Origin of the sequence: Mycobacterium sp. THU-M104 (genome assembly GCF_049197365.1) — a bacterium.
In the GTDB taxonomy this organism is placed as follows: Bacteria; Actinomycetota; Actinomycetes; order Mycobacteriales; family Mycobacteriaceae; genus Mycobacterium.
The window spans coordinates 12895-38700 of sequence record NZ_JBMIOP010000067.1 but is presented as its reverse complement, the minus strand read 5'-3'; the positions used below and the strand labels follow the sequence as shown (position 1 = coordinate 38700).

20 protein-coding genes, 5 pseudogenes and 1 riboswitch are annotated in these 25806 nt (G+C 67.3%); of the genes and pseudogenes, 2 read left to right on the top strand and 23 right to left on the bottom strand.

Annotated features, from left to right (window positions below; all coding sequences use genetic code 11):
• Positions 1–45 precede the first annotated feature (45 nt).
• Positions 46–1965 carry an ABC transporter ATP-binding protein/permease gene (locus ACOJVU_RS06685; protein ID WP_421529056.1) on the top strand — a complete coding sequence of 640 codons (1920 nt, stop codon included), beginning with the start codon at positions 46–48 and terminating at the stop codon, positions 1963–1965.
• A 68-nt stretch (positions 1966–2033) separates the two neighbouring features.
• Here the strand turns inward: ACOJVU_RS06685 and ACOJVU_RS06680 are convergent, their stop codons facing one another.
• From ACOJVU_RS06680 to ACOJVU_RS06670, 3 genes and pseudogenes are all read right to left on the bottom strand, one after another.
• The gene (locus tag ACOJVU_RS06680; protein WP_421529055.1) at positions 2034–3542 is read right to left on the bottom strand and encodes an FAD-binding protein; all 1509 of its coding nucleotides are present in this window, start codon (positions 3540–3542) and stop codon (positions 2034–2036) included.
• 71 nt (positions 3543–3613) lie between these two features.
• A pseudogene (locus ACOJVU_RS06675) lies at positions 3614–4108 on the bottom strand (VOC family protein); the annotation flags it as partial.
• A gap of 138 nt (positions 4109–4246) precedes the next feature.
• Positions 4247–4930 (bottom strand): TetR/AcrR family transcriptional regulator, encoded by a 684-nt coding sequence (locus ACOJVU_RS06670; RefSeq protein ID WP_421529054.1) that lies wholly within the window; start codon positions 4928–4930, stop codon positions 4247–4249.
• Between the two features lie 33 nt (positions 4931–4963).
• On the opposite strand from ACOJVU_RS06670, the pseudogene ACOJVU_RS06665 reads away from it, so the two are divergent.
• A pseudogene (locus tag ACOJVU_RS06665) lies at positions 4964–5378 on the top strand (nitroreductase family deazaflavin-dependent oxidoreductase).
• On the opposite strand, the gene ACOJVU_RS06660 reads toward ACOJVU_RS06665, so the two are convergent.
• The 20 genes and pseudogenes from ACOJVU_RS06660 to ACOJVU_RS06565 all read right to left on the bottom strand — a co-directional run bounded on the left by ACOJVU_RS06660 (position 5379) and on the right by ACOJVU_RS06565 (position 25608).
• On the bottom strand, positions 5379–6053 hold the full coding sequence (locus ACOJVU_RS06660; RefSeq protein ID WP_421529053.1) for a hypothetical protein: 675 nt from the start codon (positions 6051–6053) through the stop codon (positions 5379–5381). It abuts the pseudogene before it with no gap.
• Between the two features lie 115 nt (positions 6054–6168).
• Positions 6169–7092 carry a sterol desaturase family protein gene (locus tag ACOJVU_RS06655; RefSeq protein ID WP_421529052.1) on the bottom strand — a complete coding sequence of 308 codons (924 nt, stop codon included), beginning with the start codon at positions 7090–7092 and terminating at the stop codon, positions 6169–6171.
• A gap of 156 nt (positions 7093–7248) precedes the next feature.
• Complete coding sequence (locus ACOJVU_RS06650) at positions 7249–7959, bottom strand: MgtC/SapB family protein (RefSeq protein WP_421529051.1); 711 nt, start codon at positions 7957–7959, stop codon at positions 7249–7251.
• A gap of 212 nt (positions 7960–8171) precedes the next feature.
• On the bottom strand, positions 8172–8492 hold the full coding sequence (locus tag ACOJVU_RS06645; protein ID WP_421529050.1) for a DUF732 domain-containing protein: 321 nt from the start codon (positions 8490–8492) through the stop codon (positions 8172–8174).
• A 20-nt stretch (positions 8493–8512) separates the two neighbouring features.
• Positions 8513–8837, bottom strand: a pseudogene (locus ACOJVU_RS06640) (DUF732 domain-containing protein).
• A gap of 251 nt (positions 8838–9088) precedes the next feature.
• A pseudogene (locus tag ACOJVU_RS06635) lies at positions 9089–9541 on the bottom strand (PE/PPE C-terminal domain-containing protein); the annotation flags it as partial.
• Between the two features lie 80 nt (positions 9542–9621).
• Positions 9622–10858, bottom strand: a pseudogene (locus tag ACOJVU_RS06630) (PPE family protein, SVP subgroup); the annotation flags it as partial.
• Positions 10859–11163: 305 nt separating this feature from the next.
• Positions 11164–11505, bottom strand: coding sequence for a DUF732 domain-containing protein (locus ACOJVU_RS06625; protein ID WP_421529049.1), 342 nt, complete (start codon positions 11503–11505; stop codon positions 11164–11166).
• A 102-nt stretch (positions 11506–11607) separates the two neighbouring features.
• Positions 11608–12831, bottom strand: coding sequence for a PPE family protein (locus tag ACOJVU_RS06620; RefSeq protein ID WP_421529048.1), 1224 nt, complete (start codon positions 12829–12831; stop codon positions 11608–11610).
• 31 nt (positions 12832–12862) lie between these two features.
• Positions 12863–14068, bottom strand: a complete 1206-nt coding sequence (locus ACOJVU_RS06615) for a PPE family protein (RefSeq protein ID WP_421529047.1) — start codon at positions 14066–14068, stop codon at positions 12863–12865.
• Positions 14069–14084: 16 nt separating this feature from the next.
• A complete protein-coding gene (locus tag ACOJVU_RS06610) occupies positions 14085–14384 on the bottom strand; it encodes a PE family protein (RefSeq protein ID WP_421529046.1) in 300 nt (99 codons plus the stop codon).
• 414 nt (positions 14385–14798) lie between these two features.
• Positions 14799–14970, bottom strand: a riboswitch (M-box (ykoK) riboswitch).
• A 128-nt stretch (positions 14971–15098) separates the two neighbouring features.
• Positions 15099–16931: a type VII secretion AAA-ATPase EccA gene (eccA, locus tag ACOJVU_RS06605; protein WP_421529045.1), complete on the bottom strand. Its 1833-nt coding sequence runs from the start codon at positions 16929–16931 to the stop codon at positions 15099–15101.
• A complete protein-coding gene (gene eccE / locus ACOJVU_RS06600) occupies positions 16928–18133 on the bottom strand; it encodes a type VII secretion protein EccE (RefSeq protein WP_421529044.1) in 1206 nt (401 codons plus the stop codon). The genes eccA and eccE overlap by 4 nt, the downstream gene beginning before the upstream one ends.
• Before the next feature lie 13 nt (positions 18134–18146).
• Entirely contained in the window at positions 18147–19994 is a 1848-nt protein-coding gene (locus ACOJVU_RS06595) for a type VII secretion-associated serine protease mycosin (protein WP_421529043.1), read from the bottom strand.
• Entirely contained in the window at positions 19972–21483 is a 1512-nt protein-coding gene (gene eccD / locus ACOJVU_RS06590) for a type VII secretion integral membrane protein EccD (RefSeq protein ID WP_421529042.1), read from the bottom strand. Before eccD ends, ACOJVU_RS06595 begins: the two co-directional genes overlap by 23 nt.
• 270 nt (positions 21484–21753) lie before the next feature.
• Positions 21754–22656 (bottom strand): ESX secretion-associated protein EspG, encoded by a 903-nt coding sequence (locus tag ACOJVU_RS06585; RefSeq protein WP_421529041.1) that lies wholly within the window; start codon positions 22654–22656, stop codon positions 21754–21756.
• Positions 22657–22741: 85 nt separating this feature from the next.
• Complete coding sequence (locus tag ACOJVU_RS06580) at positions 22742–23026, bottom strand: WXG100 family type VII secretion target (protein ID WP_421529040.1); 285 nt, start codon at positions 23024–23026, stop codon at positions 22742–22744.
• Between the two features lie 50 nt (positions 23027–23076).
• On the bottom strand, positions 23077–23373 hold the full coding sequence (locus ACOJVU_RS06575) for a WXG100 family type VII secretion target (RefSeq protein ID WP_144947330.1): 297 nt from the start codon (positions 23371–23373) through the stop codon (positions 23077–23079).
• Between the two features lie 284 nt (positions 23374–23657).
• On the bottom strand, positions 23658–23957 hold the full coding sequence (locus tag ACOJVU_RS06570) for a PE family protein (protein ID WP_421529039.1): 300 nt from the start codon (positions 23955–23957) through the stop codon (positions 23658–23660).
• Between the two features lie 475 nt (positions 23958–24432).
• On the bottom strand, positions 24433–25608 hold the full coding sequence (locus ACOJVU_RS06565; protein WP_421529038.1) for a PPE family protein: 1176 nt from the start codon (positions 25606–25608) through the stop codon (positions 24433–24435).
• Positions 25609–25806: the final 198 nt, after the last annotated feature.

Below are 25806 nucleotides of genomic sequence, written 5' to 3'. Positions count from 1 at the left end.
CCGCCGCGTTCCCGATGCATTCCCGATACAAAGGAGACTTCGAGCGTGGGCGCGAAACCGTTTAAGCCGTCGATCGATTGGTCGACGGCACCCGTGGAGTCGCTGCGCTGGGTCGCCGTGGCCTGGGTGATCAGCGCCGTCTGCGTCGTGGTCGCGCTGGTCGCCTTCAGGTACTTCACCCCGTGGGGACGGCAATTCTGGCGGATCACCCGCGGGTATTTCGTCGGAGCGCGCAGCGTTCCCGTCTGGGCCATGCTCGGTGTGCTGTTGCTGTCGGTGATTCTGTCCGTGCGGATCATGGTGCTGCTCAGTTACCAGGGCAACGACCTCTACACGTCCGTGCAGATCGCGGTACAAGGCCTGGCGGCCGGCAACGAAAAGGTCAGACAGTCCGGGGTTCACGGTTTTTGGATGTCCCTGGTGATCTTCAGCCTACTGGCGTCCCTGTACGTCATCCGCATCATGACCGACGTCTACCTGACGCAGCGATTCATCATCGCCTGGCGGGTGTGGCTGACCGGCCACCTCACCGATGACTGGCTCGCCGGGCGGGCCTACTACCGGGACCTGTTCATCGACAACACCATCGACAACCCCGACCAGCGCATCCAGCAGGACATCGACATCTTCACCGCCAACGCCGGCGGCACGCCGAACATCCCGTCCAACGGGACCGGGAGCACCTTGCTGTTCGGGGCCGTCAACGCGTTGGCGTCGGTGCTCTCGTTCGCCGCGATCCTGTGGAACCTGTCCGGAAACCTCGACGTCCTCGGCGTGACCGTCCCGCGCGCGATGTTCTGGGTCGTCTTGGTCTACGTGCTGATCGCGACCGTCGTCGCGATCTGGCTGGGCCACCCCCTGATCTGGCTCAGCTTCAACAACGAGAAGCTCAACGCCGCTTTCCGTTACGGCCTGGTGCGGTTGCGGGACGCCGCCGAGGCGGTCGGCTTCTACCGCGGTGAGCGAGTCGAGCGGGCACAACTGTGGCGGCGCTTCACCCCGATCATCGACAACTACCGCAGGTTCGTCCGCCGCACCATCGTGTTCAACGGGTGGAACTTCTCGATGTCGCAAGCCATCGTCCCGTTGCCGTGGGTGATCCAGGCCCCGCGGCTGTTCGCCGGCCGCATCGACTTCGGAGATGTCGGGCAGAGCGCGACGGCCTTCGGCAACATCCAGGATTCGTTGTCGTTCTTCCGCAACAACTACGACGCCTTCGCCGCATTCCGGGCCGCGATCATCCGATTGCACGGGCTGGTCGACGCCAACACACGTGGCCGGGCCCTGCCGACGATCCTGGTCAAGGACAGTGAGGACGCGGCGGTCGAACTCCGCGGCCTGGAAGTGCGCACCCCGGGCGGAGACCAGCTGATCGACCCGCTCGACGTGGCGCTGGACCGGGGCGAATCGTTGGTGATCACCGGGCGCTCGGGGTCCGGCAAGACCACGTTGCTGCGCAGCCTGGCCGAACTGTGGCCGTACGCCTCGGGGACGCTGTGCCGGCCCGCAGGCGACTACGCGACGATGTTCTTGTCGCAGCTGCCCTACGTGCCGCTGGGCGACCTGCGCAGCGTGGTGTGCTACCCGAACTCGCCGGACGAGGTCTCCGACGACGAATTGCGCGCCGTGCTGGGCAAAGTTGCGCTGACCCCGCTGATCATCCGGCTCGACGAAGAGCAGGATTGGGCCAAGGTGCTCTCCCCCGGCGAACAGCAGCGGGTCGCCTTTGCCCGCATCTTGCTCACCAAGCCCGCGGCGGTATTCCTCGACGAGGCGACCTCCGCTCTCGACGAAGGGCTGGAGTTCGCCTTGTACCAGCTGCTGCGTGCCGAGTTGCCGGAATGCGTGCTGGTCAGCGTCAGTCACCGGCCCGCCGTCGAGCAGCACCACGAACGCGAGCTGCACCTGTTGGGCGGCGGTGACTGGCGGTTGGGTCCGGTGGACAAGGAGCCTGTGCAGGTCTAGGAAGCTGTGGGCGCGTTTCCCGCGAGGCTGTAAATCTGCAGGCCGCTACTCGCACTTACCCTGCAGAATTACAGTCTCGGCGTGGCGTGCCCGCCCGCGACCCCGTGGGCCGCGTGCGCTCCGGCGCGGCGCCCGAAAAACGACCCCTCCCCCAGCTGCGTGCCGCTGGCATAGCCTTTGCCGTCCTGCGCGATGTTGGACGCGCACGCCCCGACTGCGTACAGCCCCGGGACGACGCTGCCGTCGGCGCGCTGCACCTCACCGTCGACGGTCACCGCCAGACCGCCCATGGTGAATCCCGAATACATCGCCCGCCCCAGCGACAAGTCGAACACAGCCCAGGGTCCGTTGTCCTGTGCTGCAAGGTATTCCGGCTGCTTGTGGAAGTCCGGGTCCTCGCCCGCGACCGCGAATGCGTTGTAGCGGTCCAGCGTGGCCGCGAAATTACCGGCAGGGATGCCCAGCGCGGTTTCCAGCTCGGCGATCGTCTCGTAACCGTCGAGGAACTTGATCAGCGGCATCTCGGGCATCTCCGTGTGCGCTTCGTCGACGATCAGGTATGCGGTCTGGTCCGGCTGCTCCAGCACGAACGCCGAGGTGCGCGAGTGGTAGGAGTCCTCGGCGACGAACCGCTTACCCTCCTTGTTGACGATCAGGCCGGTCAGCAGGACCTCCGGCGGATACGCCGCCGCGGTGATGAACAGCTCGTCCATGTATTGGGTGGCCCCGCCCGCCGAGACGCCCAACCGGATGCCCAGCCCGTCGTCGTTGGGGTTGCCCAGGATGTAGGGGGCTACCAGGCCGTGGTGTTTGGTGCGGCGCGGCTGGCCCAGGGCGGGCGTGTGCTCGGCGACCATGTCCGGGTTCATCGCGAACCCCCCCGCCGCGATGACGACCGCTTTCGTCTTGACGGCGCCCGTTTCGGTGAAATGCTTCCAGGCGACGCCGACCACCGCTCCGTCGTCCACGATCACATTGGTGGCCCTGGTCTCGTAACGGACCCGCACTCCCAACGCGTCAGCTCGCTTGACCAGCAGGTCCACCACCAAAGACGCACCGCCCAACTCGCCGGGCACCGGCACGGAATGCCCACGGGGAGCCGGCATGGCCTGTTCGCAGAAGGGCCACACCTTTTCGTTGCCGGTGTAGCTCAATCCCTCGGTGCCCGGCGGGACCACCACTTTGCCCGGGTAGTAGCTGCGCTCGAACTGGAATCCGAGGCCCTCCAGCCAGTTGAAATGCTCGACGCTCTCGTCGCAGTAGGCGCGGATCTTGTCAATCGCGGGTTCGCGTGACACCGCAACGAGGTACTTGTACATTTCCTCGGGCGAATCAGAATGACCGGTGGCCTGCTGCACCGCCGTACCCCCGCCAAGGTAAAAGTGCCCTCCGGCAAGGGAAGTGGTTCCGCCCGCCGCGGCGGCACACTCGAGCACCAGCACCCGCGCGCCGGTGGCCGCAGCGCTGACCGCGGCGCAACCGCCCCCGATGCCGAATCCGATCACGACCACGTCGACATCGTCGGACCAGGAGTCCACCGTGCTCGCGCCGACCGTTGCCGGTGTCTCGGTGTTCATCGGCGCCACTCCTCCTCGTCGCAGCGCGCTGCATCGTCGCCGTCGCGGCTCACCGCTGCTCCTGTTTGATGCTGCTCCTGTTTGATGTAGTCGTAGAACGCCCGCATCTCGGGCGAGGTGTAGGCGATCTCCAGAAACGGCACGCCCGCCCGGGGTGCCGACACATAGGCGAACCGGATACCGCCGGGCATCACGCCCTGTTGCACGACCTCGGCACCGCGGTCGGCGGCCCGCGCCAGCGCCGCGTGGAACTGCCCGGGGCTGTCGGCCTCCGTGCAGATGTGGTGCAGCCCAGGTCCGGAGTCGCGCAAAAAGTCACTATAGATGTTCTGGCCGCGGACCGGTGAGATCAGCTCCAGCTGCATGTCCCCGAGATAGCTCAGGGAAATGCCGGCGACGAAATCCACCGGCTCGCCGAAATAGCTGCAGCTATCCGAAGCAAAGTGCACGTCCGGAATCCGGACCCACTTGCGGACGCCCAACAGGCCGGTGAGAGCCATTTCGGTGGCGTCCAGGTCCGGGGTGACCCAGGCGATCTGCGTGGGCGCTGAAACGGAGGGGGGCATCGCCTCGCAGGATAGCCCAGCGTGCCGACCGCCAGAAAGGGCCTCGGGGCCTTTGCCGCAGCCAGCCCAGTCGTACCCGTCGGCGCCGCATGAACACGTTCTAATTCAGCCAGGGCGACCGGGCCTGGTGGCCGTTTGTCAGGCCCGGCCCAGTACGTCGACAAGCAACTGGAGCTGAGCGTCGAAAACCGCCTCGGGCTCAGTCAGGGTGTCGGCGCCGTACTGGCCGAACACCTCCAGGCTGATCGCGCCCAGCACCCCCGCCCACAGCAAAAAGCATTTGGTGACCACGCGATCGTCGCCGGGAAAGCCGAATTCCTGCCGAAGCCGCCGGAAGTCGGACGACATCGGTTGCGAAGCAACATCATTGGTCAATCGGATGTCGCCGGTGGCGATCCCGGCGGACACGGCGTCCAGGAACGCCCCGACCACCCTGGTGCCGACCGCAACCGTGCGCTCGGCCGGGGCGTGATAGCCGGGGACCGGGCTGCCGTACAGCAGGGCCCAGCGGGACGGGTGGGTGATCGCCCAGCCCCGCACCGCCCGTGCGATCGCGACGACGTCGTCGCTCCAGAGCTCGCCGCCCGTCTCGCGGGCCCGATCCACGGTGTCGGCCAGGTCGGAATAGGCGTCGACCAGCAGCAAGGTCAACAGCTCGTCGCGGCTGGACACGTAGCGGTACACCGCCGAAGACACCATTCCCAGATCGCGCGCTATCGCACGCAGCGACAGGCCGGTCGCACCGCGCTCCACCAGTTGTCGACGTCCCAGCTCGACGATCCGCGCCTCGATCTGTTCCCGCGACTCCTGGCGTTTCCCCACACGGCGAGTCTCGCACAACCGAGATCACCGCTCTTGATTGTTCCCGACGAGTGTGGCAGCAGCATCGCCGGGACCCGCGCGGTGCGGGTCCGGGGCCGCAAGACCGGACAACCGCGGTCGGTGGTGGTCAACCTGCTGTCCGTCGACGGCGTGGACTATCTCGTCTCACCGCGCGGAAACACGCAGTGGGCGCGCAACGTCCGAGCCGCGGGCGTCGTCGCATTGGGCCCGCGCCGGCACCGCACACGCGCCCTGGTGCGCGAGGTGGACGACGCCGTCAAACCCGACATCGTGAGGCGTTACCTGGCCAGGTGGTACTTGGCAGGTCAGGGGGTTTGTACCCGGGTGGCTGACACCGGACTCCAGCGACGGGCAGTTGCGTACCGCCGCACCATTGATTCCGGTCTTCGCGCAGGCTCCGGCGGCCGTGCCGGGTGCCTCGCACTGATCAACTCGGGTCGGCCGTCGCGCCCAAGTCCTGGCGCACCTGTTCTGAGGCGGCCCGCCACGACACCGCGGCGGGGAAATCCCCCCACATGCTGTTGAAGATACCGACGATCTGCCCCGGTCCGCCGTCGGGTGCCACGTATACCGGCCCGCCCGAATCGCCCCTTCGGCTCTGCACCCCATGAGACATCGTGAACCACCCGTTGTTGACGCTCTCGACGATCCCGCAGGTTTCGCCGGTGGCCACCCCGAAGTGACACACCGGCTGACCCGCCTGAAGCGTGACGGTCGGATTCGACTGCAAGGGGCGCCCACCCGGCAGAAAGGTGCTCGGTGTGACGCCGTCGTCCAGCACGATCGCCTCGTAGTCATTGATGATCTGGTCGGTGGCCACTGTGGTACCGCTGGGCGTGTTGTCCCGGAAGGTGGCCATCCGGCCGATCGCGTTACCGCTCTTGTCGTAGACGGCACCCCCGCCGCGGCAGTGCCCTGCCGTGTACGCGACGCGCATCACCGGGTCGACGTAGCCCAGGGTGCACAGCCGGTTGTCCTGCAGGATCTCCATGCCCGGATACACCACGGTGGCCTGCGCGCGGGCCGCAGCGGACGGCAACGCAGGGACGAAGGCCGCGACAATGACTGGGGCGGTGAATGCGCGCAATGCTCGGCGACGCACCTGGGACTCCGATCCGTCGGCGCCGGATCTCGACCGAATCGAGACGACGGCGTTATTTTACCGTTACCCAGGAGTCTTCGCGCCCGCCGGCGCCGGCGTTACAGCGTCGTGACCATCAGGTCGCCGACTCGGACCGGGCCGGCTCGCGCGGCGCCCAACCCGGCGGACCGAACACGTATCCGAGCCGGTCACGGAAGCGGTCGGCGGTTCGCCAGTCGCGCGCGATGGCGACGTATTCGCGCGTTTGCAGCTTCCAGATGTTGAACGTGTCGACCTGCTTGGTGAGTCCGTAATGCGGGCGGAACACCTCCGGCTGGAAGCTGCCGAACAGCCGGTCCCAGATGATCAGGATGCCGCCGTAGTTCTTGTCCAGATAGAGCTTGTCCATGCCGTGATGCACGCGATGATGCGACGGTGTGTTGAAGACGAACTCGATCGGGCGCGGCATGGTGTCGATCCGTTCGGTGTGGATCCAGAACTGATAGATCAAGCTCACGGAAAAAGAGAAGAAGACCATCCACGGCGGAATCCCCAACAGCGGCAGAGGAATCCACATCAGGATTTCGCCGCTGTTGTTCCACTTCTGGCGCAGCGCGGTGGCGAAGTTGAAATACTCGCTGGAGTGGTGCGCCTGGTGCGTGGCCCAGATCAGGCGCACCCGGTGGGCGATGCGATGGTAGGTGTAGTACAGCACGTCGACACCGAGGATCGCGACGACCCACGTGTACCACCGGGTTGCCGAGAGGTGCCAGGGCGCCAGGTAGGCATAGATCGCGGCGTACCCCAGCAGCGCCAGCGTCTTCCAGCCCGCCGTGGTGGCCACCGAGACCAGGCCCATCGAGATGCTCGCCCTGGAGTCACGGGTCTGATACGCCCCGGCCCCCGGCCGGGACCCCTCGATGTCCGACGTGAGGCGTTCCAGCTTGCGGGCCGCGGACCATTCCAGCGTCAACAGCAACAAAAAGAATGGGACAGCGAACAGAACCGGATCCCGCATCAGAGGCGGAAGAACGGAAAGAAAACCCACAACGGAACTCACCCGCACAGGTTATTACGTTGCGCGATTTCGGTTGTCCGGTTGATTCGGCGTCAACGTGAACTATCGAGGCCCCGGTTGCACCGTCCCGATCGACGCCCCGGCGCCGTACCCGCAGCACGCCACCTGCGGCGACTGGTCGGGTTCGCCCGGGAATGCTCAGTCCGGCTGTTGCGCCGTCTCCCCCGCGTACCACTGCACCATGCGGACCCCCGGCTGCAGGGACAGTTCGGCCACCAGCCTCTCGAGCTTGGCCGGAGTGTGGCCGTCCATGAGCAGATGCACGCTCAGGGTGACATCGTCGTCGCCGGCCCGTCCGGCGTGAATGCCACGCAGCGTCATGTCGTTGCTGCTGGCGTGCTGCACAACCTGGGCGCGGACATACGTCTCCGCTTTGGGTCGGCAGGTCACCTGGACTAGGTACGGCTGGAGACCCTCGTCGTCTTCGACGTTCTCATCACGGTCGATCCATCGTCCGAGCGGGCGCCCGAGCACGTGGATGCCGAGGACGGCGCCGGTCGCGATCACTGTGAAGATCAGGTGTCCCGACGCGGCCAGTACACCTATCGCTGCCGAACACCACAGGGTGGCCGCGGTGTTGAGCCCGCGGACGTTGACCCCCTCGCGCAGGATCACCCCGCCGCCCAGGAACCCGATGCCGGACACGACATAGGACGCGACCCGGGTCGGGCTGGAGTCCTCCGTGGCGGCCGCATACAGCACGAACAGGGTCGCGCCGGCCGCGACGAGTGCGTTGGTGCGCAGTCCTGCCCGGCGCGCCCGCCACTGCCGCTCCACGCCGACGACGGCGCCGCAACCGACCCCGACGCCCAGCCGAAGGGCGAAATCTGCGACGCTCAGCGTCTGCATGACGGCACATTCCTCCCCTGCGCAGCGACACGGGCACCGCCGAGGCGGTGCTGGAAGCAGCGAACCACGATCAGGTGAACGAGAGGTGACGCCGGCCAAACCAGGCCGCAGCGCCCTCACTCGCCGCAAATCCTCACGCCGCCGAGCAGTCAGACCGCAACCCGACTGAGGGCGTTGACCATTCGCCTCCTCAGGAACGCGCGGCGTCCAGGCTAGTGCGGCGCGGTGAGTTGTTGGGGACAGTAGTATTTCGCCGCGATCGCCACGAACAGTGTGGCATGGTCGGTGGACAACCCCGGATTTTCGTTCTGCAGAGTGCGGACGAGCTCCGGGCCGGACTCGCCACTGCCGATCCAGCCGCACACCGCTTTGCCGAAGGCGATGGCTTGGTCCGGGTTGGAGTAGGTGAGACCCGCATCCCGCACCGTCGCCAGGAAACCCGTGTCGTCGAACGCGTCATCGGGGCTGGCGAATGCGGGTGCGGCGCCGCCGATCACAACGACAGCGCCCAGCAGCACCAGTAGCCGTCCCACGCGCGCGCAGCCCGATTCCGTCAGGCCTTGGACAGCTGATGGGGGCAGTGATACTTCGCCGAGATCAACGCGAAGTTGGGCGCGGTATCCATATCCATCCCGGGGTTGTGCATCGTGACGTCATGGACTACTTGCAGGCCGGTCTCGCCCGTTGTTCAGGAAGGAACACACCGCCCTGCCGGCGGCGACGGCACTCTCCTGGCTCGCGAAGGTGATACCGGCCTGGCTCAGTGCGGCGACGAAGCCTGCGTCGTCGCCGGCCGGTTCGGGGGGTTCTGCAGACGCGGGCCCGGAGAGACTTATCATCGCCGCGGCGCCGAGGAGCGCGACAATCAGCTTCATGATTTCCCCTTCCCCGCGCGCCGAGGAAATTGCGCCAACTCGTTGGTATCCGGTCACCGCCGCCGACTCCTGACCGTCACCGCGCACAGTGCTCGTTCGCGATTCTCCCCGCCGATCTTACAGATGGTTCTCAGCGTCGATGCTTTCCCGAAGACTCTCCTGAGCTGCGCGAAGCCACCCTCGCACCGCCGGCCTCGGACACCTGAACCCATCAGGGCGCTGCTGTTGGACCGAGTCGGTAAGACGTTTGTCTCCTAACCCCTGCGGGGTTCCGTCGGCACGACTTTGGGCTTGCCTTGTGACAGGTGCACCGCGTGAATGCCGGGCTTCTTGGCCAATTGTTCGAGTAGCGCATCGGGCCCTTCTTGATCGACGTTGTAGTGCTGCACGCTTTCGGGTTTCTCCGATATCTGTGCTACCAATTTCTTCAGTTTTTCCGGCGAGGTGCCGTCCCTGAGCTCTGCGAGCGGAGTCAGACGCTCGCGGACGGCGGCACGGCCCGCCGCAGCGGGAGCGCCCGCTGCGGCGGCGCTGCCGAGCATGCCCGCCAGCGACATCGACCCGAGCAGCCCGCCCTCGCCGAGGGCTGCTGCAGGCACCGACTCCGCGCCGGCGGCCGTCAACGCGGCGGCAACCGTCCGGATGGCCGGAGTGGCCGAGGCCCAACTGGGCGGCACCGTGAGCGCTCCGACCAGGGTGCCCCGGCCCAGGTTCGCCGCCACCGGGCTGACCGCGTCGTACAGGGTGCCGCGCCCGAATCCCAACCCGCCGAGTCCGGCCCCCAGCGCGTTGCCGTTGCCGCGTCGGCCTCGATGACGCCGCCCAGCGAGCCCGTCGCCACCGAATCGCCCGCGGAGTACGTCGCGCCGGCGGCCACGGCACGCCCTGCCAGGCTCGACAGGGCCATCTGGCCGAAGGCGCCGCCCTCGGGGGGCCAGCGAGACGGTCGGCGCGGCCGCCACAGTGGGGAACACCGAGGCGAGCGTCCTGATCGCCGGCGCAGCTTCGGTCCAGCCCTGCGGCACCGACATGCTTCCCACCAGCGCCGCCCTGCCCATCGAAGCTGACACCGGCGCACTGCCGACGGCGGAGCTCAGCATCGGCGTGACGACGCCGCTGGTCAACGGCGCCAGTGCACCGGAGATCGCTTTGGGGCCGCCCAGATAGGCGGCGACGCCCTGCCCGTTCTGCCCCCAGGCGTACGCCTGCCCGAACGACAGGAACGGGCCACCGGGGATGGTGCTCCACGACTGGGGAGAATAAATGCCGGTCAATTCGTCGAAGATGGTGTTCCAGTTGGTCAGCGCGTTCGGCAGATTCGACGGCAGCGTGAGTCCCGAGGTCGGTACCGCCGCGTTGCCCGAGGTGCCCGAGGCAAGGCTCTGCAGCGCGTTCGGCACGGCGCCGGTCAGCTGGGGCAGATGGGAACTGATGTTCAGGCCACCCGAGGAACCGGATTTGCTGACTGCGGCCGCCTGCATCGACCCGCCCGCGTCGGTGGTCGTGTACGGCGGGTCGATGAACGGGATCAGCTGCGAGGCGGCCGCCGACGAGCCGGCGTAGGCGTACATGACCGCGGCGTCCTGGGCCCACATCTCCACGTACTGGGCCTCGGTGACAGCGATCGCCGGCGTGTTCTGGCCCAGGATGTTGGTGGTGACCAGCGCCATGAGCACCGCACGATCGGTCCCGATCACCGGCGGTGGGACCGTCGCGGCGAAGGCCGTTTCGTACGCGGCGGCGGCGACCTTGGCCTGCGAGGCGGCCTGCTCGGCCTGGACGCCGGTGGCACTGATCCACGAGACGTACGGTGCGGCCGCGGCAGCCATCGCGGTCGACGAGGGACCCGCCCATGGCCCGACGGTCAGAGCCTCGACCGTGGAGCCATACGATGCAGCCATCGACTGAAGTTCGGCCGCCAGGTCGTCCCAGGCCGCGGCCGCCGCCAGCATCGGCCCCGATCCGGGACCGAGATACATCCGCCCGGAATTGATCTCCGGCGGAAGCGCGCCGAAATCGATCACCTGTCCACCTCCGGTCCGTTCAGGTGGCCGTCATCCTCATGACGAAACGCGTCGCTACACCCCCAAACATGTCCGAGCTGTACGGGAATCCCAAACACATGGTGCGCGTGTCACACGAATGGCTGCCGACCTCACCGACGAGGGAATCTGCGCAACCGTGGCCGGATGGTTCCGTCACCAACAAGCAGGAGCCGTTCCGGCAAAGTTACTTCTTTGCGAACCACATCGGTTTCACCCAGTCACGGTTGACGGGCCGGCGGCACCTGCGAGGTCAAGCCGGAAAACTTCGGCCAACCCCGTGAACCTCACCTGTTCTTCGCGTTGCCGCTTCCGTCGCCGAGTTGCTCGGGGCAGAACGAGAGAGCGGCGGCTTCGGCGAACTTGGCGGCACCGTCCAGGGTGAATCCGGGGTTGAGGTCGCGGATGTCCCTGAGGATTTCCGGCTCGCTGGTGCCGGCACCGGCCAGACCGCAGACCGCTTGGCCGGCTTTGACGGCGCGACCCGGGTCTTTGTACGCGATGCCCGCTTTGCGGATGGTCGCCAGGAAGGCCGCCGAGTCGTCGTCCTCGGAATCGGCGTGGGCCAGCGGCGCGAGGGCCAGAACGGTGGCGAGGCCGACCGATGCGGTGAGCAGTTTGCGTGTCATGACCTGTCCTTTCTCCGTGGTGTCAAGTGGGTCGTGGATTTGGGTGGGTCTTTGGTGGTGGTCGGCCCTTGCCGCAAGGCTGCGATGTCGACCCTTCGTGGGTCAGCCCGCTGCAGGAGGCCGTGTGATGAAGCGCGGGCGAAATCCGTAGATCGGGGCGCTGAACTCGTCCTCGTGCGGCCCGGTCATGCCTGCCAGGGGCAGCCCGGGCATGCCCACGGACCCGGTCTCTTCCATCACCATCGGGGTGGCGTTGCCCAGACTCTGGTAGGCCCCGGCCCCGATGCGGCTCGTCGCAGCGGCGACCGGGCTGACCGTCGCCCCGCTCGCACCCCAGGCCGGGGGCACCGAGACGGCCCCGACCAGGTTGGCGTGGCCGAGCTGAGCCGACACCGTCGCGGCGGAAAGGCTCGGCAGGCCCGGGGCCGCCCCGATCGGCCCGGTCAGAGCCAGCCCGGCGCCCAGATCGGAGATGCCGAGCGAGGAGCCGCCTTGGGTGGCGAACAGGAAGCTGTACGCCGTCACCGAGTCGATCATCGCCGTCGGGTTCATCATCCCGTTGGTGGTCATCGCGTTGGAGAAGTTGGTGGTCGTGTTGTTGTTGAGGACGCCACCGAGCAGCGTGCCGGTGTTTCCGTCCATGAGGTTGAACAATCCGGCCAGGCCCGTGGTGGAGGTGTTCGTGTTGGGCGCCAAGCCGAGCCACGCCAAGAGATCGGATGACGAGGCGGTGCTCGCCGACGCACCGTTGGCCGAGGTGGAAGCGGCCTGGTTGGCACCTTGGGTTGCCCCCCCGGAGTTGGTGGTGGACGGCGGTGCGGTCAGCGGCGTCAACTGGGTGGCCGCCGCTGAATTGCTGGCGTAGCCGTTCATCGCTGCGGCGTCCTGCGCCCACATGGCGGCGTACTGGGCCTCGTTGGCCGCGATCGCCGCGGTGTTCTGCCCGACGATGTTGGTGGCCACCAACATCGTCTGCTGTGCGCGGTTGGCGGCGATCACCGGAGGCGGCACCGTCTCGGCAAACGCCGTCTCGTAGGCAGCCGCCGCGGCGTCGGCCTGGGCGCCGGTCTGTTCGGCCTGTGCCGCGGCGAGGGCGAGCCATTCCAGATACGGCGTCGCCGCAGCCGCCATCGACGTCGACGACGGACCCAGCCAGCTCTCGTCGGTCAACTCCGTGATGATCGAACCGTAGGCGGCGGCCGTGGAGCGCATTTCGGCGGCGATCCGATTCCAGGCGGAGGCAGCGGCGCTCAGCGACGCCGAGCCCGGCCCCGCATACATCCGGGCGGAGTTGACCTCCGGCGGCAACATCGCGAAATCCAGCATGACTCTTCTCTCCTGAATTCTCCGAAAGCTGTTATCCGGCCGCCGGCGGGCGCGGGATCACGACGGGGCGGAACCCGTACTTGGGGATGGCGCGGCGACGCCCGGCCGCGCCGGTGATCGGCCCCGCGAAGCCGCCCGGCCCGCCCGCGCCCGGCCCGCCCGCAGCCGGCGACGAGCCGATGTCGCTCAGGCCGGTGACCGGCGTCGCCACCTCGGCAGGGCTGATCGCCGCCGCCGACGCCCAACCGGGGGGAACCGACACCGACCCGACCAGGCTGGCATGGCCCACGGCTGCGGACGCCACGGATGCGTTGGACGCGGTGGATACCGCGCTGGCGAAACCCACTCCGGGAAGCGCTCCCGAGCTCGCCGCGGCGATATCGCCCAGACCCGAGAGCAGCCCACCGCCTTTGACACCGAGGAGGAAGCTGAAACCGGCGATCGATCCCAGGATGAAATTCGGTGCGAAAGGCCCCCCCGCGAGGGCTCCGTTGACGACAGCGCCGGAGAAGAAATTGCTGTTCAGGAAGTCGCCCAGAGCCGAGGCGTTCGTGTCGTTCAACGTGGCGGCCAGCCACGACGACACCGATCCCCACGACAACGACGACGATGCCGTCGACGTCGCCGGCGTGAGGCTTGACTGCACGGCGCCGGCCGCCGTGTGTCCCGCCTGGGTGACCGCCGCGGCCTGGTTGGCGACCCCGTCGGTCTGGCTACCGTTCGGCGGAGCGGTGAGCGGAGTCAATTGGGTGGCCGTTGCCGAAGCGCTGGCGTAGCCGTTCATCGCGGAGGCGTCCTGGGCCCACATGGCGGCGTACTGGGCTTCGTTGGCCGCGATCGCCGGAGTGTTCTGGCCGAAGACGTTGGTGGCCACCAACATCGCCAGCTGTGCGCGGTTGGCGCTGACAACGGGCGGCGGGACCGTCGCCGCGAACGCCGACTCGAAGGCCGTCGCGGCTGCGAAAGCTTGGCCCGCGGTCTGCTCGGCCCCGGTGGCGGCGGTGTCCAGCCAGGTCACGTACGGCGTGGCCGCGGCCAGCATCGACATCGACGACGGACCCATCCAGCCGGTGCTCGTCAACTCCGCGATCACCGATCTGTACGACGCCGAGGCCGAACGCATCTCGGCGGCAATCGTGTTCCATGCACCGGCAGCGGCCAGCATCGAACCGGATCCAGGGCCGGAATACATGGTGGCCGAATTTATTTCGGGCGGCAGCGTCGCGAAGTCCAGCATTGTTGCCCCTAGTTGTTCAACGGGCCGCGGCGGCGTTGGCCGCCTCGGTCGCGGCGTACGACCCGGCACCGGCCGCCAAGGTGGCCACGAACTTTTCGTGGATTTCGGCGGCCTGGGCGCTCAATGCCTGGAAAGTCTGAGCATGCCGCGCGAACTGAGCGGCCGTCAGCATCGACACGATGTCGGAAGCGGCAGGTACCACCCCGGTCATCGGCGGAGCGGTGGCGGCGTGCTCACCGGTAAGCGCTGAACCGATCTGCGCAAGGCGAGCGGCAGCAGCGGCCAGCGACTCCGGCTGCGCGGTGACGAACAGCATGGCAAGTCTCCTCACAGGCCTGTGGGCGCCGACAACGGCACCCTATATGACAATGACAATCGTTTCTATCAGGCGAGCCGGCATTCATTCCAGGCGGGTTGCTGCTGATCGCCCCGGAAGTTCAGCCATGATGGCTCCCGACTTAGCTTACCCTACCCTTAGGTATTTGATGCAAGTCAGTTGCAGGAGAATGAACTACGTTCAGCAGCGGTGATCACCAGAGGGTGAGAGTTCCCTTGCCGCAGAACTACTCAGGGGTTGAGAGCGGCCACGGTCGGATCGAAATGATCGTCGAACTCGGTATCGGACTATCGCCAGGAATCATTTCGCTCCTCACCTCCTCGCGGCCGGGGCATGCGCGGATGCCATCACGTGCACTTCGGGAGTGTGAGCCCGAGCGGAAAAGCCCGAGACGCCGCACCCCTCTCGTCAGAGCTTTGGCACCACACGGCGTATCCGGCCGGAGCCGGAAGCCACTTGGGCTCAACCCTTAATCCGGGAGGAGCTGTCCTGACCCTGGGCGTCTTTCGACGTTCGAGGTCAGTGGCCTGTATCCGCGTGGACGCCTCACCTAGCGAGGTGCCTGTCGTATCAACACTTACACCCCGAGGCGCCGAGAGTCAACGGTGCGGCGTGCTTGCGGTGCGTTACGCCGACATCACGAAAAGTGCCTGGGGAACGTCCGGCCGCCCTGGCCGCTCCAGCGGCCCCGACCTAATCCGGCTTCTTCTCGGCCACGGCCGCGCTGAGGCCCTCAGCGAGGTCCTCGCCGGTCAGCTCTTTGAAACGGCGCAGTTGCGCCTCGCTGAACTCGGTGAGATCGCTGGAGAGCACCACGTCCAGATCGTCGTCATCCAAACGGAAGCTGCGGTGGTCGCGGGCCTTCTCCACGACGTTGCGCACAAATCCCGCATTGCCCAAGATGTCGATCCCGCGAATCAGGTCCCCGTCTTCGGAGAAACTCTCTTCGTGGTAGAACTTCGTGTACGACGGGAGCAACGCGTGGGCCGCCTCGTCGGTGATGACGTCTTCGTTTTCCTCCCCCATCAGCTTGGTCAGTGCGACCAACTCGGGCGGGGTGTAACTGAAGAATTCGATCACCGTCGAAAAGCGCCGCCGCAGGCCCTGGTTCACGTCGAGCATCTTCTCCATCGCCTTGGCGTAGCCCGCGCCGAAAACCACCAACTCGTCGCGGTGGTTCTCCATGTACAGCAGCAGCGTGTTGATGATCGCGTTACCGTACGGGTCCCCCTGCGAGTAGCCCTTTTCGTGCAAGGTGTGCATCTCGTCGAAGAAGACCGCACCCCCCAGAGCGCCTTCGAGCAATTCCTCGGTGTTCTTCTCCGCATCAGCCATGTACCGGCCCAGCAGCTTGGTACGGCTGGTTTCTACCACGACCGGCTTGCGCAGCACCGTCAAGCCGCACAGTTGCTTGCTGAAAGCTCTTGCCACCGAAGTTTTTCCGGTGCCGGGAGGGCCCAGCAACAAGGTGTGACGCGAGGTCACCGGTACCGGGAGCCCCATCTTGGCGCGGGCCAGGTTCACCTTGGTCGTCGACTTGATGAGCCTGATCTCGCGCTTGGCGCGTTCCATGCCGAGCATTGCATTGAGTTCGGCATCCCCTTCGGCCAGGTACTTCGCCGCCGCCTCCGCGTGGCGCGCGGCCTCCGCCTGAGCGCGGGTCGGCGCGCTGTCGGGATCCCAGGGGTCGGTGCGGGCCTCGATGGTCTCCGGATCGGTCAGGATGAGCCGGAAGTTGGGGTTGTCCAACGCTTCCCGAGCCGGGGTGAACTTCGGGTCGCGGGAGTACACCCGTCGCAGGAGTTCGACGGCCTCTTCCTCGCGACCGACATGCCGCAGGCACATGCCTTGGGTGTACAGCGCGATGTTGGCCGCTCCCGGCACCCTGTCACCCGCGATGGCATCCTCTCCGCGCCGGAATGCCTCCTCGAAGACGCCGAGCGACGCCAGCGCGGTGGTGGCCATCGCCGCACCCGCCGCCTTCAACTCGGGGTGGCGCCAAGTCTTTCCCTCCGGAAATTGGGCGAGCACCTCGGGCCACCGTCCGGTGCGGAAGAAGAGCACCCCGCGCACGTAGTTGACCAGTTCCTCGTCAAAGGCATGACGCGAATCGATCCCGTCCAGCAGCTTCGCCGCTTCCTCGTAGCGCTTGGCCTGGGCCAGAACGGCGGCGTAGGCACATGCCAACGACTCGACGCTGGTGACCGCGAGCTTCAGGAACAGCCCGTCAGAGACCTCGGGCCGAAACTGCAGATCCGTGACACCGAGGCGACGGGTTTCCCACCCAAAGGTCCTGACCGCCGCCCAGGCTCCGGACAACACTTCGATACTCTGCTCACCGGCCAGGATCCGCGCCAACCAGCCGTCGCACATCGTCGGGTCAAGGCTGGTCGCGGTGGTGAACATCTGCGCCGCCACCTGCGCGTTATTGCTTGGCTGCAGCCCATTGACCGAAATTCCGGAGGCCAACAACCCGGCGACCATGGCGTTACGGGCGTCTTCGGCGGTGGTTTGCGGGCGTGTCATTGCCCCGTCGGCACGCTTTCGGCATCCTCCCGCACCTGGCCCACCGGCAGCACCAAGTCGTCGCCGTGGAGGAACTCACGGCTCGGTACGGCCAGTAGAGGCCGGGGCGTCGGGGCAGGCAGGCTGGCGCGCACCGCGGCCAGTTGGCGGCCGCTGAGCCGGTTGAGGCCCGCGGAAAGCTTCTTGGGCAGCCGGCCCTCGCTGTGGTAGCGCACCCAGGCCGACAGCCGGGGCTGCCCATCGCGGGTGTTGAGTCGCATGGTGATCACGACAGCGTCGACGGTTTCGTCGTCGGTGCGCAGGAGATCTTCCAGCGACTCAGTGGTGATGTCCGACGGCGTCAACCAGAAGCTGGTCGCGAATCCGTTGAAATGCTTGAGATGGCGCCACCCGGGACGGCTCCACGTAGCTTCGAGATCGGCAAGCACGGCTTTGTCGACCTCGGCGAGTTCGTCGGCGGTCAACGGCTTGGCCACACAGGACTGCCCGTCGAGATCCTGGGCGATCCTTTCGGTGGCCGCCACCAGCGTCGACGCCAGCGAATCGCGCGCCGCCACGGCAGCGACATTGCGTTGGGGGTCCATCCGCAGCACCAGCCAGGTTTTGCGCACATACGTCGTAGGGCGATCGCCCACCAACCCCCATTCCTCGGGACCCCAGTCTTCGAGTGCCGACAACTCCGCCGCGTTTCCTCCGCGGCGCACTTTCACGGTGACGACGTCGACATCGTCGAGGTGGATGTCGAACTGCTGCAGCTGCGCGACAATCGCCTGGATCGGCAGCGTGGCCGAACTCGCCCTGTGGCGGTGGCGCGCCGCCGAATCGTCTTCTCCGCCGTCGATCCCGATCACTGCGACCAAGTGGCCGTCATACTCGCGAAGACCGATTTTGTCACGCCCGAAACGGCGCTGGTAGTCGACGGCGGGCGTGCACCCCGTGGCCAACGCGGTGGCTGGGTCGGCGGACCAGTCCCACACCCAAGCGGCCAAGCCCGAGATCACCGTGATCCCGTGGTAGGTGACCAGCGACAGCAGAGTGACCAGCACCGCGAGCCCCACGCCGACCCACCAGGCCACATGGTGCTCGGCCTGCCAGGAGTCGGGGCAGTGGCTTGCCACGATCAGCATCGCGATGTCGGCCACGAAAACCGTGGTGACCCGCGGCCAGGACAACGACAAACCGAATCTGCGCTGAGCCTTCATTACCGTCCCGCCCTCATCGCTGCTTACGCGATCGCTTCATCAACATCGTGACACCGAACACCGCGCCACCTATCAGCAGCGCCCCGGTCAGCCCCCCCGCGGCCACCCAGACAGGCACCTGGTCGCGAGGCGGTGCCGGCTTGGGTACGTTCAGCGGCGCCGAAAGTCTTTGCGGCGGCTTTACCGGACCGTCGGGCACATCCCACGTCAGAGCAGCCACCGGATCAACAACACCGTACCCGACCTGATTGTCCACGCCGCGCGCGGGCGCCCGGGCCGTCCGGGTCAACCGGTTGATGATCTGGTGGGACGACAGCTCGGGATATTTCGCCCGCACCAGGGCGGCCACGCCGGACACGATCGCAGTCGAGAAGCTGGTGCCGCTCGGAACCAGCAGCGTGTTGTCCGGGCCGTCGATCGCGTTGATCAGACCGTCGTCGCGCGGCGAGAGTCCGATGACATCGGTACCTGGGGCGGCGATGCCGACCCAGGGCCCGGCGATACTCGACGGGCCCTGCCCCTGACCGCCTTGGGTGAGCGGACGGCCGTCATTGTTGACGGCACCGACAGTCAGGACGTAGTCGCTGAACCACGACGGCGTCACGACGGTGGTGACGGCGTTCCAGTCGCGCGGGTCGTCGGGCTGCAGCGGGTCGAACAGCGGGTTCTGCTTGCAGTCTTTTTTGCTGCTGTCGCCGGCGGCAGCCACGATGACCACGTTCTTATCGACCGCTGCGTAGCGGACCGCGGCTCCCAGCGATCGCTGGTCGATGACGTTGCGCGCGCTCATACAGGTCACATCGGAGAGGTTGATCACCTGGGCGCCCATGTCCGCGGCGTGCACAATCGCACGCGCCATCGTCTCGACGTTGTCGATTTTTGCCCGAGTCTGGGGATCCTCGTCGCCGGTGTAGGCGTCCTTGAGGCCGAACGCGTCGCTGGACTGCCGGATCGAGATGATGTCGACGTCCGGTGCGATCCCGCTGTAGGCGTCGGATGCCTGCGTCGGCGCGCCCGGTGGCGTGGGCAGTGCCGGGAGGAGCGGATGCGGCGCGCGCGGGTGGTCGACCTGGATCACGTGGCTCCTGCCCGGGTAGCCCGGTAGCGTCACCGTGCCGCTGTCCCCGCGGTTGGTGGCCGGCGCCTGCGCAGCGGGTGGCTCCACCCCCGGGGCCGGCGGCGGAGAAGGCGCAGCAGGTGGCTCCGCCCCGGGGGCCGGCGGCGGAGAAGGCGGAGGTGCGCCGAACGGCGGCGGGAACTCGGGCTCACCGGGGACCATCGTCACGGTCTGCGGCAGTGGGGACAACGTCACCGTCTGTGGCGGCGGCGCTTTCGCCGGTGGCTCGGTGGTGGGAATGGTGACCGGTTTGCGTGGGGCCGGGGGCAGCGGCACCGCCCCGCTGGCCGGCGCTGCACCGATCATCGACGCGACAATGGTTCCGTGCGCGTCGCAGTCGGACAAGCCGTCCCCGCCCATGATGTAGTCCCCCCCGGGGATCAGGTGGGGAAGCCGGGGGTGCGGAGTCACGCCCGTGTCGATCACGGCAACCTTCACGCCGGCGCCCCGGCCGAACTGCCACGCCTCGGGGAGGTTCAGCATCTCCATGTATCGCGGCGGCACCTTGAAGTCGCTGCCAGGCAGGACACCGACCTCGGTGCAGTAGGCAGTCTGCTTCATCGGCGCCGGCGGTCCGGGCGGACCGTCGGGTGGCACGGCGGCCGGGTCGATCGTCGGCGGGGAGATGGCATAGGCCGGTGGAAGGCCGGCCAACGCACCCGAGGTGAGTAGGAGCGCGGCGACGGTCACACGGGTCGTGCGACCTCGCCACACGTTCCGATCAGCGGTATCGGATCGCTGCATAGACATTCATCAACCACAATGCCAGCGGGAAGATCGGCATCAGGCAGAGGTATTCGATCCACTCCACGAACTTGCGGAACAGGGGGCTGTAGATGGTGTTGGGCACGACCGCGGCCGCGGTCAGGCCAGCAGCCGGAAGCAGCACGAGTATCGCCACGCTGATGGAGATCGCCATCGAGGATTGCAGAGTCATCGCGTACCTCGCCACCACTGCCGCGACGATGATCACGGACGTTCCGGCCAGGGTGACCGACTGCAAGCGGTCGACGTAGGAGCGGCCGCGCAGCATCAAAAAGCCTGCGATGGAGGCGGTCAGCAGCAGCGGCAGCCAGCGCTGCCCGGAACGCGGGTCGGAGAGGACGGTCAGGGAGAACACCGTCAGCGCGCCCAGCCCGAGCAGCAGTCCTGTCAAGAACGACCGAGCGCGCTCGGCCTGCAGCACCACATCGCGGACCGACGCCGGTCCCTCCAACACCGGCGGGCCTCCTTCGGAGCGCACCACTGTGGTGGGTAAGTCGGGGCGAGCCTCGAAGACCCAACGACTGGTGGCCGACGGGAAGACGGGCAGCCGGATCCCGGCCAGGCGCCGGGACAAGGCCGGCGCCGCGTGGTAGGCGAACACGCACGCCAGCACGATGCAGGCGAACATCGTCACGGTGCTGATCATCGCGACCATCCGCGCCAGGCTGGCGACCGTAGCCACCAGGCTGATCGTGACGATCGTGGTGTAGGTCGCCAGTCGCCGACCGGTGAAGCGCAGGATCAGCGCGGCGGCCACGGTCAGGACACCGAAGCCCAGCACTGCCTGCGGGGATCCCGCACCGCCCGGAGGAGCCCCGGCGGCCCCGACCGCGAGTGGCGCGAGGCTACTCAGCAGCATGGTATCGCCGACGAGTCGTTCGGCCGGCGTCTTGGCTCGCACCAGCAGCATCACGGCGACCGCCATGACGACGGCCCCGATCAGCGCGCCATAGACGGTGGGCAACCACGAATTGTGGTTCCAGCGCCACCAGCCCATCAGCGCTGACGCGGCGGTGACGCCGATCGCGACCATAAAGGCACCGACTTGCACCGCCGTACCCGGATCGATCGCAGCGAATCGTTTGCTGAGATTCGCCGCGACGGCCGTCGAGATGTGTTCGATGACCTGTGATCGGCGCTCAGTGTCGGAAATGAACCGGATCCAGAGTCGGTCGCCGTCGTAGACGTCCTGCTCGGTCAGTGACTGGGTGGCCCGTAGCGGCGTACCGTCGACCAGACACAGCGCCCACCGGCCGCGGCCGGTTGCCTCGAGTGTGACCTCGCCGAGTTCCCTGAGCCGGCTGTTGACCACCTTCAACAGCGGATCGGTCATCACCGATACGGGGGCATTGGCATCCAACAACACGCCGACCTGCACGCCCGTACCGGCCATGATGCCGACGACGACCGCGCGAGGCTGTGCGACTCCCTCGACGTCAGTCTGTGGCGCTTCGACTACCGCGGTCATCGCCCTGCACCCCCCGCAATGGTTGCCGTGTCACCCGGTGTCTTCAGCCACGCGCAGGCACCGGCCCGTACATTGCCCCAGGCCGCGCCGCCTCCCGGTATGTGCCGTTGGACTGATTCGATTCTCATCTGCCTTGCCTCGCGTTCAAGAGTGGTGGTGGTGACACTCGATGGGAATTTGCTAACGGTTTCAGAGAAGTATGCCGTGTCCGCATCCTGGCCGCATGTTGTGCGTGAAAGCATTGGTAAACTCTGTGTTTCGTGTCCGGGGTCAAACCCTGCTGTGGGTTTTCCACTCGCCGTAAGGAAGGGTGTCCAGTACCGTCTTGATGCCCACCTGCACGAGCTGGGGCGTGGCCGGGCAGATGGCCAACCACGCCTCCCCCGAACCCGCCGTCCGCGCCTGCTGGTACATCGCGATCCGGCCTCCGGACCCGTCCTTGAGCGACAGTACGGAGGTGCTGGGGCCCTTCGCGTCGTCCCGGTACTGACGTGCGTACACTGCGACCTCGGCCGCCGGGTCGGACAGCGCCTGTCCCAGCGCGGCCACCGTGGCTGCGCTGATGCCCATGCGTCGCAAATCGCCGCCGGAAAACACGTTGAAGCCCGATTCCTGCCACGACTTGGTCGCCTCGAGCATCTCCTCGAGGGGGACGTTGACCGCGTTGATCGCCGCAGGCTCCGCGTGGTGGATCGACTCCAGGCCGTCCATCACCAGCGCGGCGATCGAGGCGCTGTCGGCGACGGCGACGTCGTCAACCGTGATGTCGCCGCCGACCCGAACCGCCGACACCCAATGCTGGCCGCGCCGGGCCAGCACTACCCGGAACTCGTTGTCGGGGATGTCGCGCGAGCCGGGCGGCTGATCCTCGTCTTCGACCACGCCGTAGAGGAGCTTGCCCCGCGACAGCAGCGCGACGACTTCGAGATCCGGCGCGGCGAGCACCCGCATGCGGGCGGCCACTTGCTCGTTCACCTTGTCGTTCTCTACGATGCCCTGCTCGCGCATCACCGCCATGCCGGGATGTTCGTTGAGCCAGTCGTTGGAGTCGGTGGACACGAAGGGGCGACACCGCAACTCGGGCGCGACGTGCCGGATGTCCAAAAGAGCCTGGAGCATCCAGAAACCATCGACGTTGACGGTGATGTCGGTGCGGGTGTTCTGTTGGTCCATCAATCCCTCGAAGGTCGTTTCAATCGGTAACTGCAGGCGCGGCAGCACACCCGTCTGTGGTGTGCTGCCGCGCCTGCAGTCGGGGTTAGGCCCAGCTGGAGCCGACGGCCGAGTCGGTGCTGGCCATGTTGCTGCCTGCGGTCTGCACCTTCTGCCCGTGGGCGTTGGCCTGCTCGTAGATCACCTGGAAGTTGCGACCCAACTGGGTGATGAACTCCTGGCAGGCCACCGAACCGGCGCCGCCCCAGAAGTCACCAGCGGCCAGCACATCACGGACGATGGCCTGGTGTTCGGCCTCGAGCGATGCAGCCTGGGCGCGAATGGTGGCACCGTGAGCGTCCACATCGCCGAATTGGTAATTGATTGACATGACGGTGTTCTCCTAACGTCTGGAATGGTACGCAGCCTCGCCTTTTGGCGCTAGCTGCCCAGGATCTGCTGCGAGGCCTGCTCTTGCTGCTCGTAGTTGTTGGCGTCGCGGATCAGCCCGTCGCGCACCCCGTGGAGCATGTTGACGATGTTGCGGAACGCCTGGTTCATCTGGCCCATCGTGTCGTACGAGGTGGCCTGAGCCTGGCCGCTCCAGCCAGCACCGGCGATGTTCATCGACGATGCCCACATCTTGCGGGCCTCGTCCTCGACGGTCTGGGCGTGGACCTCGAAGCGGCCCGCCATCGCACGCATCTCGTGCGGGTCGGTCATAAAACGTGTTGGCATGTTGCCTCTCTCCTTTGTTGTCTTGATGAATTGATTCAGCGCATTGTCGACATGATCGGCGGCGGACCGACGGTTACGTGCTTACGCACCGCCGAACCGCACCCACGAAATTTATGTCCCCCTTCCCGGCAGCCGATGGCTGTCCGGGCGCTGTACCACGGTCGAACGAAGTCAAACCCGAACCACGACGTTTGAGTTGACGGCCCGCTCGATACTGCTGGGCGGTCAATCGGGCACCGGAGCATGCGCCGGTGGTCCCGATCCCCCCCGAATCGCCGATCCGGTCAGCCGGCGGCGACGGCGTTGGCGGCCTCGGTGGCCGCGTACGAGCCGGAGCTCATCGACAGCGTGTTCACGAACATCTCGTGAATCGCCTGCGCCTGCGCGCTCACCGCCTGGTACATCTGCGCGTGCGCGGCGAACTGAGCCGCGGTCAGCGCCGAAATCTCGTCGGCGGCGGCGGGCACCACCCCGGTCGTGGGGGCCGCGGCCGCGGCGTTCTGAGCGCTCATGGTGGCGCCGATGCCCTGCAGGTTCCCGGCCGCCGCAGCCAGAGCTTCCGGCTGTGTGGTCACGAACGACATACTGTTCCCTCCTCGATTAATTTCCAGCAATCGCTCTCGCATGAGAGTAGATGACTACGTAGCCCCAGGTTGCCTTCAGCGTCCCGTGTTCGCAACTGTTCACGAAACGGCACGCCGAATTCACCTTCGGTAACGTCAGGGTAACAGCGGCCGGCCCCGCTCGGGAGGTCTCACAACACAGTCACAGCAATCGTGCGTTTGCGGGACTGCAGGTAGACGGGCCACGGTGCCGCCGGACGGTGGTGAGGTGGTGAAAATCCGGTGTCCTGCCACGCGGCCCGGTGACCCGGCAAAGGCCCGAGAGGGGATGCCCACCACCCCTGTCCGGCATGGGCGACGCACGTCAACTGCGGTCGATCGACTGCCCGGCCGGGCCGTAACCGGCCAGCAACGCTTGCCGGGCGCGGCTCCGTCCCATCGCCGGGCCTTTCGTATCGGCGCCGCTCCCGCACCAGGATCGGCCACCAGGGGCTAGCTAGCCGGCAAACGGCGGCCGCGCCATGACGGTGGGGCGGAACCCGTAGCGCGGCCCCGCCCCGGGTGCGCCGCCCGGTGCGGTCAGCGGCACACCGCCGAAAAGGTGGCCGGTCCCGAGGTCGGGTGCCTCCCTGACGTTGCTGACCGCCCGTGGCTCCAAGGCGGGGCGAGGCGCGGGCGCGGCCTCACTCCAGAGGGACGGAACCGAGAGCCTGCCGACCGGTACGGCCTCGCCGAGCCGGGCGGTGACGGGCGCGGCGGCGCCGCCCAGCAGTCCGCCCAGCCCGCCCAGGCCTGGTGCGGCCTTCGTTGATCCGCCGGCGGCTGTGGTCGCCGGGCCACCGATGGCCCCCAGGCTCTTGGCGACCTGGACGAAGGAATTGCCCATCCCGACGCCGAAATAGGGCAGCCCCTCGGTGTTGTAGAGGAAACCGGCGTAGGGCGTGTAGGCGGTCAGCAGCGATTGCAGGCTTGTCGGGAAGCTCGGCGTCCCGAAGACGGTCTGCCACAGCCAGGACAACGGGCCCGACGACGAGGCCAGATGGTTCCCTTCGCCCTGCAGGGGGGATGACAGCGGCGCCGCCAGGCTTTTCAGCCGAGCGGTGATCTGGCCGATCAGATCGTGTAGCGCGCTCTGTCCGGAGGCCGCCGGGCTTTCCCCGGCCACGGCGAACGCGGTCACCGACGACGCGCTCGCCGACGATCCGGCGTAGGCGTACATCGCCGCGGCATCCCGGGCCCACATCTCGGCGTAGCCGGACTCCAGCGCCGCGATCGCGCCCGCGTTTTGGCCAAGCAGGTTGGTGGACGTCAGGCGCGCGAGCGTCGCACGGTTGGCCGCGATCGCCGGCGGGGGCACCATCGAGGAGAATGCGGTCTCGAACGCCGCCGCAGCCGCCCTGGCCTGGGTCGCCGCCTGCTCGGCTCGCGTGGCCGTGGTGCCGAGCCACGCCACGTACGGGGCGACCTTTTCGGCCATCGACGTCGACGCAGGCCCCAGCCACTCCTCACTCCCCAGTGCGATCACCGTCTGCGCATAGCTCAGGGCCGCCGCCGCCAGATCAGCGGCGAGGGCATCCCATGCCGAGGCCGCCGTCATCAGCGAGGCGGAACCCGGCCCGGCATACATGCGCCCGGAGTTGATTTCGGGCGGCAGCGATCCGAAGTCAGTCATGGCCGGCCGCCGTCGCGGGCGCACCTGCATCCGGCATGTCGCCGCTCCCCTGGATCGTCGTGCGGGGTCCCCCGTTCGGCGGTGCCCCGGCTGAACGCGACGCTAGTGCGGCCGGGCCGGTCTGCGGGCCGGCCGGGCCGGTGCCCGGCTCGCCGCGACGGGCCGTTCCCGCCGCGCCCCGGCGCCGTGGCGAGGTTC

What these genes read in the sequence shown, in the direction of transcription:
- ACOJVU_RS06565 (WP_421529038.1), bottom strand. Translation starts at nt 25,608, where the DNA reads ATGACTGACTTCGGATCGCTGCCGCCCGAAATCAACTCCGGGCGCATG.
- ACOJVU_RS06625 (WP_421529049.1), bottom strand. Translation starts at nt 11,505, where the DNA reads ATGACACGCAAACTGCTCACCGCATCGGTCGGCCTCGCCACCGTTCTG.
- eccE (WP_421529044.1), bottom strand. Translation starts at nt 18,133, where the DNA reads ATGAAGGCTCAGCGCAGATTCGGTTTGTCGTTGTCCTGGCCGCGGGTC.
- eccD (WP_421529042.1), bottom strand. Translation starts at nt 21,483, where the DNA reads ATGACCGCGGTAGTCGAAGCGCCACAGACTGACGTCGAGGGAGTCGCA.
- ACOJVU_RS06615 (WP_421529047.1), bottom strand. Translation starts at nt 14,068, where the DNA reads ATGCTGGACTTCGCGACGCTGCCGCCCGAAATAAATTCGGCCACCATG.
- ACOJVU_RS06610 (WP_421529046.1), bottom strand. Translation starts at nt 14,384, where the DNA reads ATGCTGTTCGTCACCGCGCAGCCGGAGTCGCTGGCCGCTGCTGCCGCT.
- ACOJVU_RS06650 (WP_421529051.1), bottom strand. Translation starts at nt 7,959, where the DNA reads ATGCAGACGCTGAGCGTCGCAGATTTCGCCCTTCGGCTGGGCGTCGGG.
- ACOJVU_RS06580 (WP_421529040.1), bottom strand. Translation starts at nt 23,026, where the DNA reads ATGTCAATCAATTACCAATTCGGCGATGTGGACGCTCACGGTGCCACC.
- ACOJVU_RS06595 (WP_421529043.1), bottom strand. Translation starts at nt 19,994, where the DNA reads ATGCAGCGATCCGATACCGCTGATCGGAACGTGTGGCGAGGTCGCACG.
- ACOJVU_RS06620 (WP_421529048.1), bottom strand. Translation starts at nt 12,831, where the DNA reads ATGCTGGATTTCGCGATGTTGCCGCCGGAGGTCAACTCCGCCCGGATG.
- eccA (WP_421529045.1), bottom strand. Translation starts at nt 16,931, where the DNA reads ATGACACGCCCGCAAACCACCGCCGAAGACGCCCGTAACGCCATGGTC.
- ACOJVU_RS06585 (WP_421529041.1), bottom strand. Translation starts at nt 22,656, where the DNA reads ATGGACCAACAGAACACCCGCACCGACATCACCGTCAACGTCGATGGT.
- ACOJVU_RS06575 (WP_144947330.1), bottom strand. Translation starts at nt 23,373, where the DNA reads ATGCCAACACGTTTTATGACCGACCCGCACGAGATGCGTGCGATGGCG.
- ACOJVU_RS06680 (WP_421529055.1), bottom strand. Translation starts at nt 3,542, where the DNA reads ATGAACACCGAGACACCGGCAACGGTCGGCGCGAGCACGGTGGACTCC.
- ACOJVU_RS06570 (WP_421529039.1), bottom strand. Translation starts at nt 23,957, where the DNA reads ATGTCGTTCGTGACCACACAGCCGGAAGCTCTGGCTGCGGCGGCCGGG.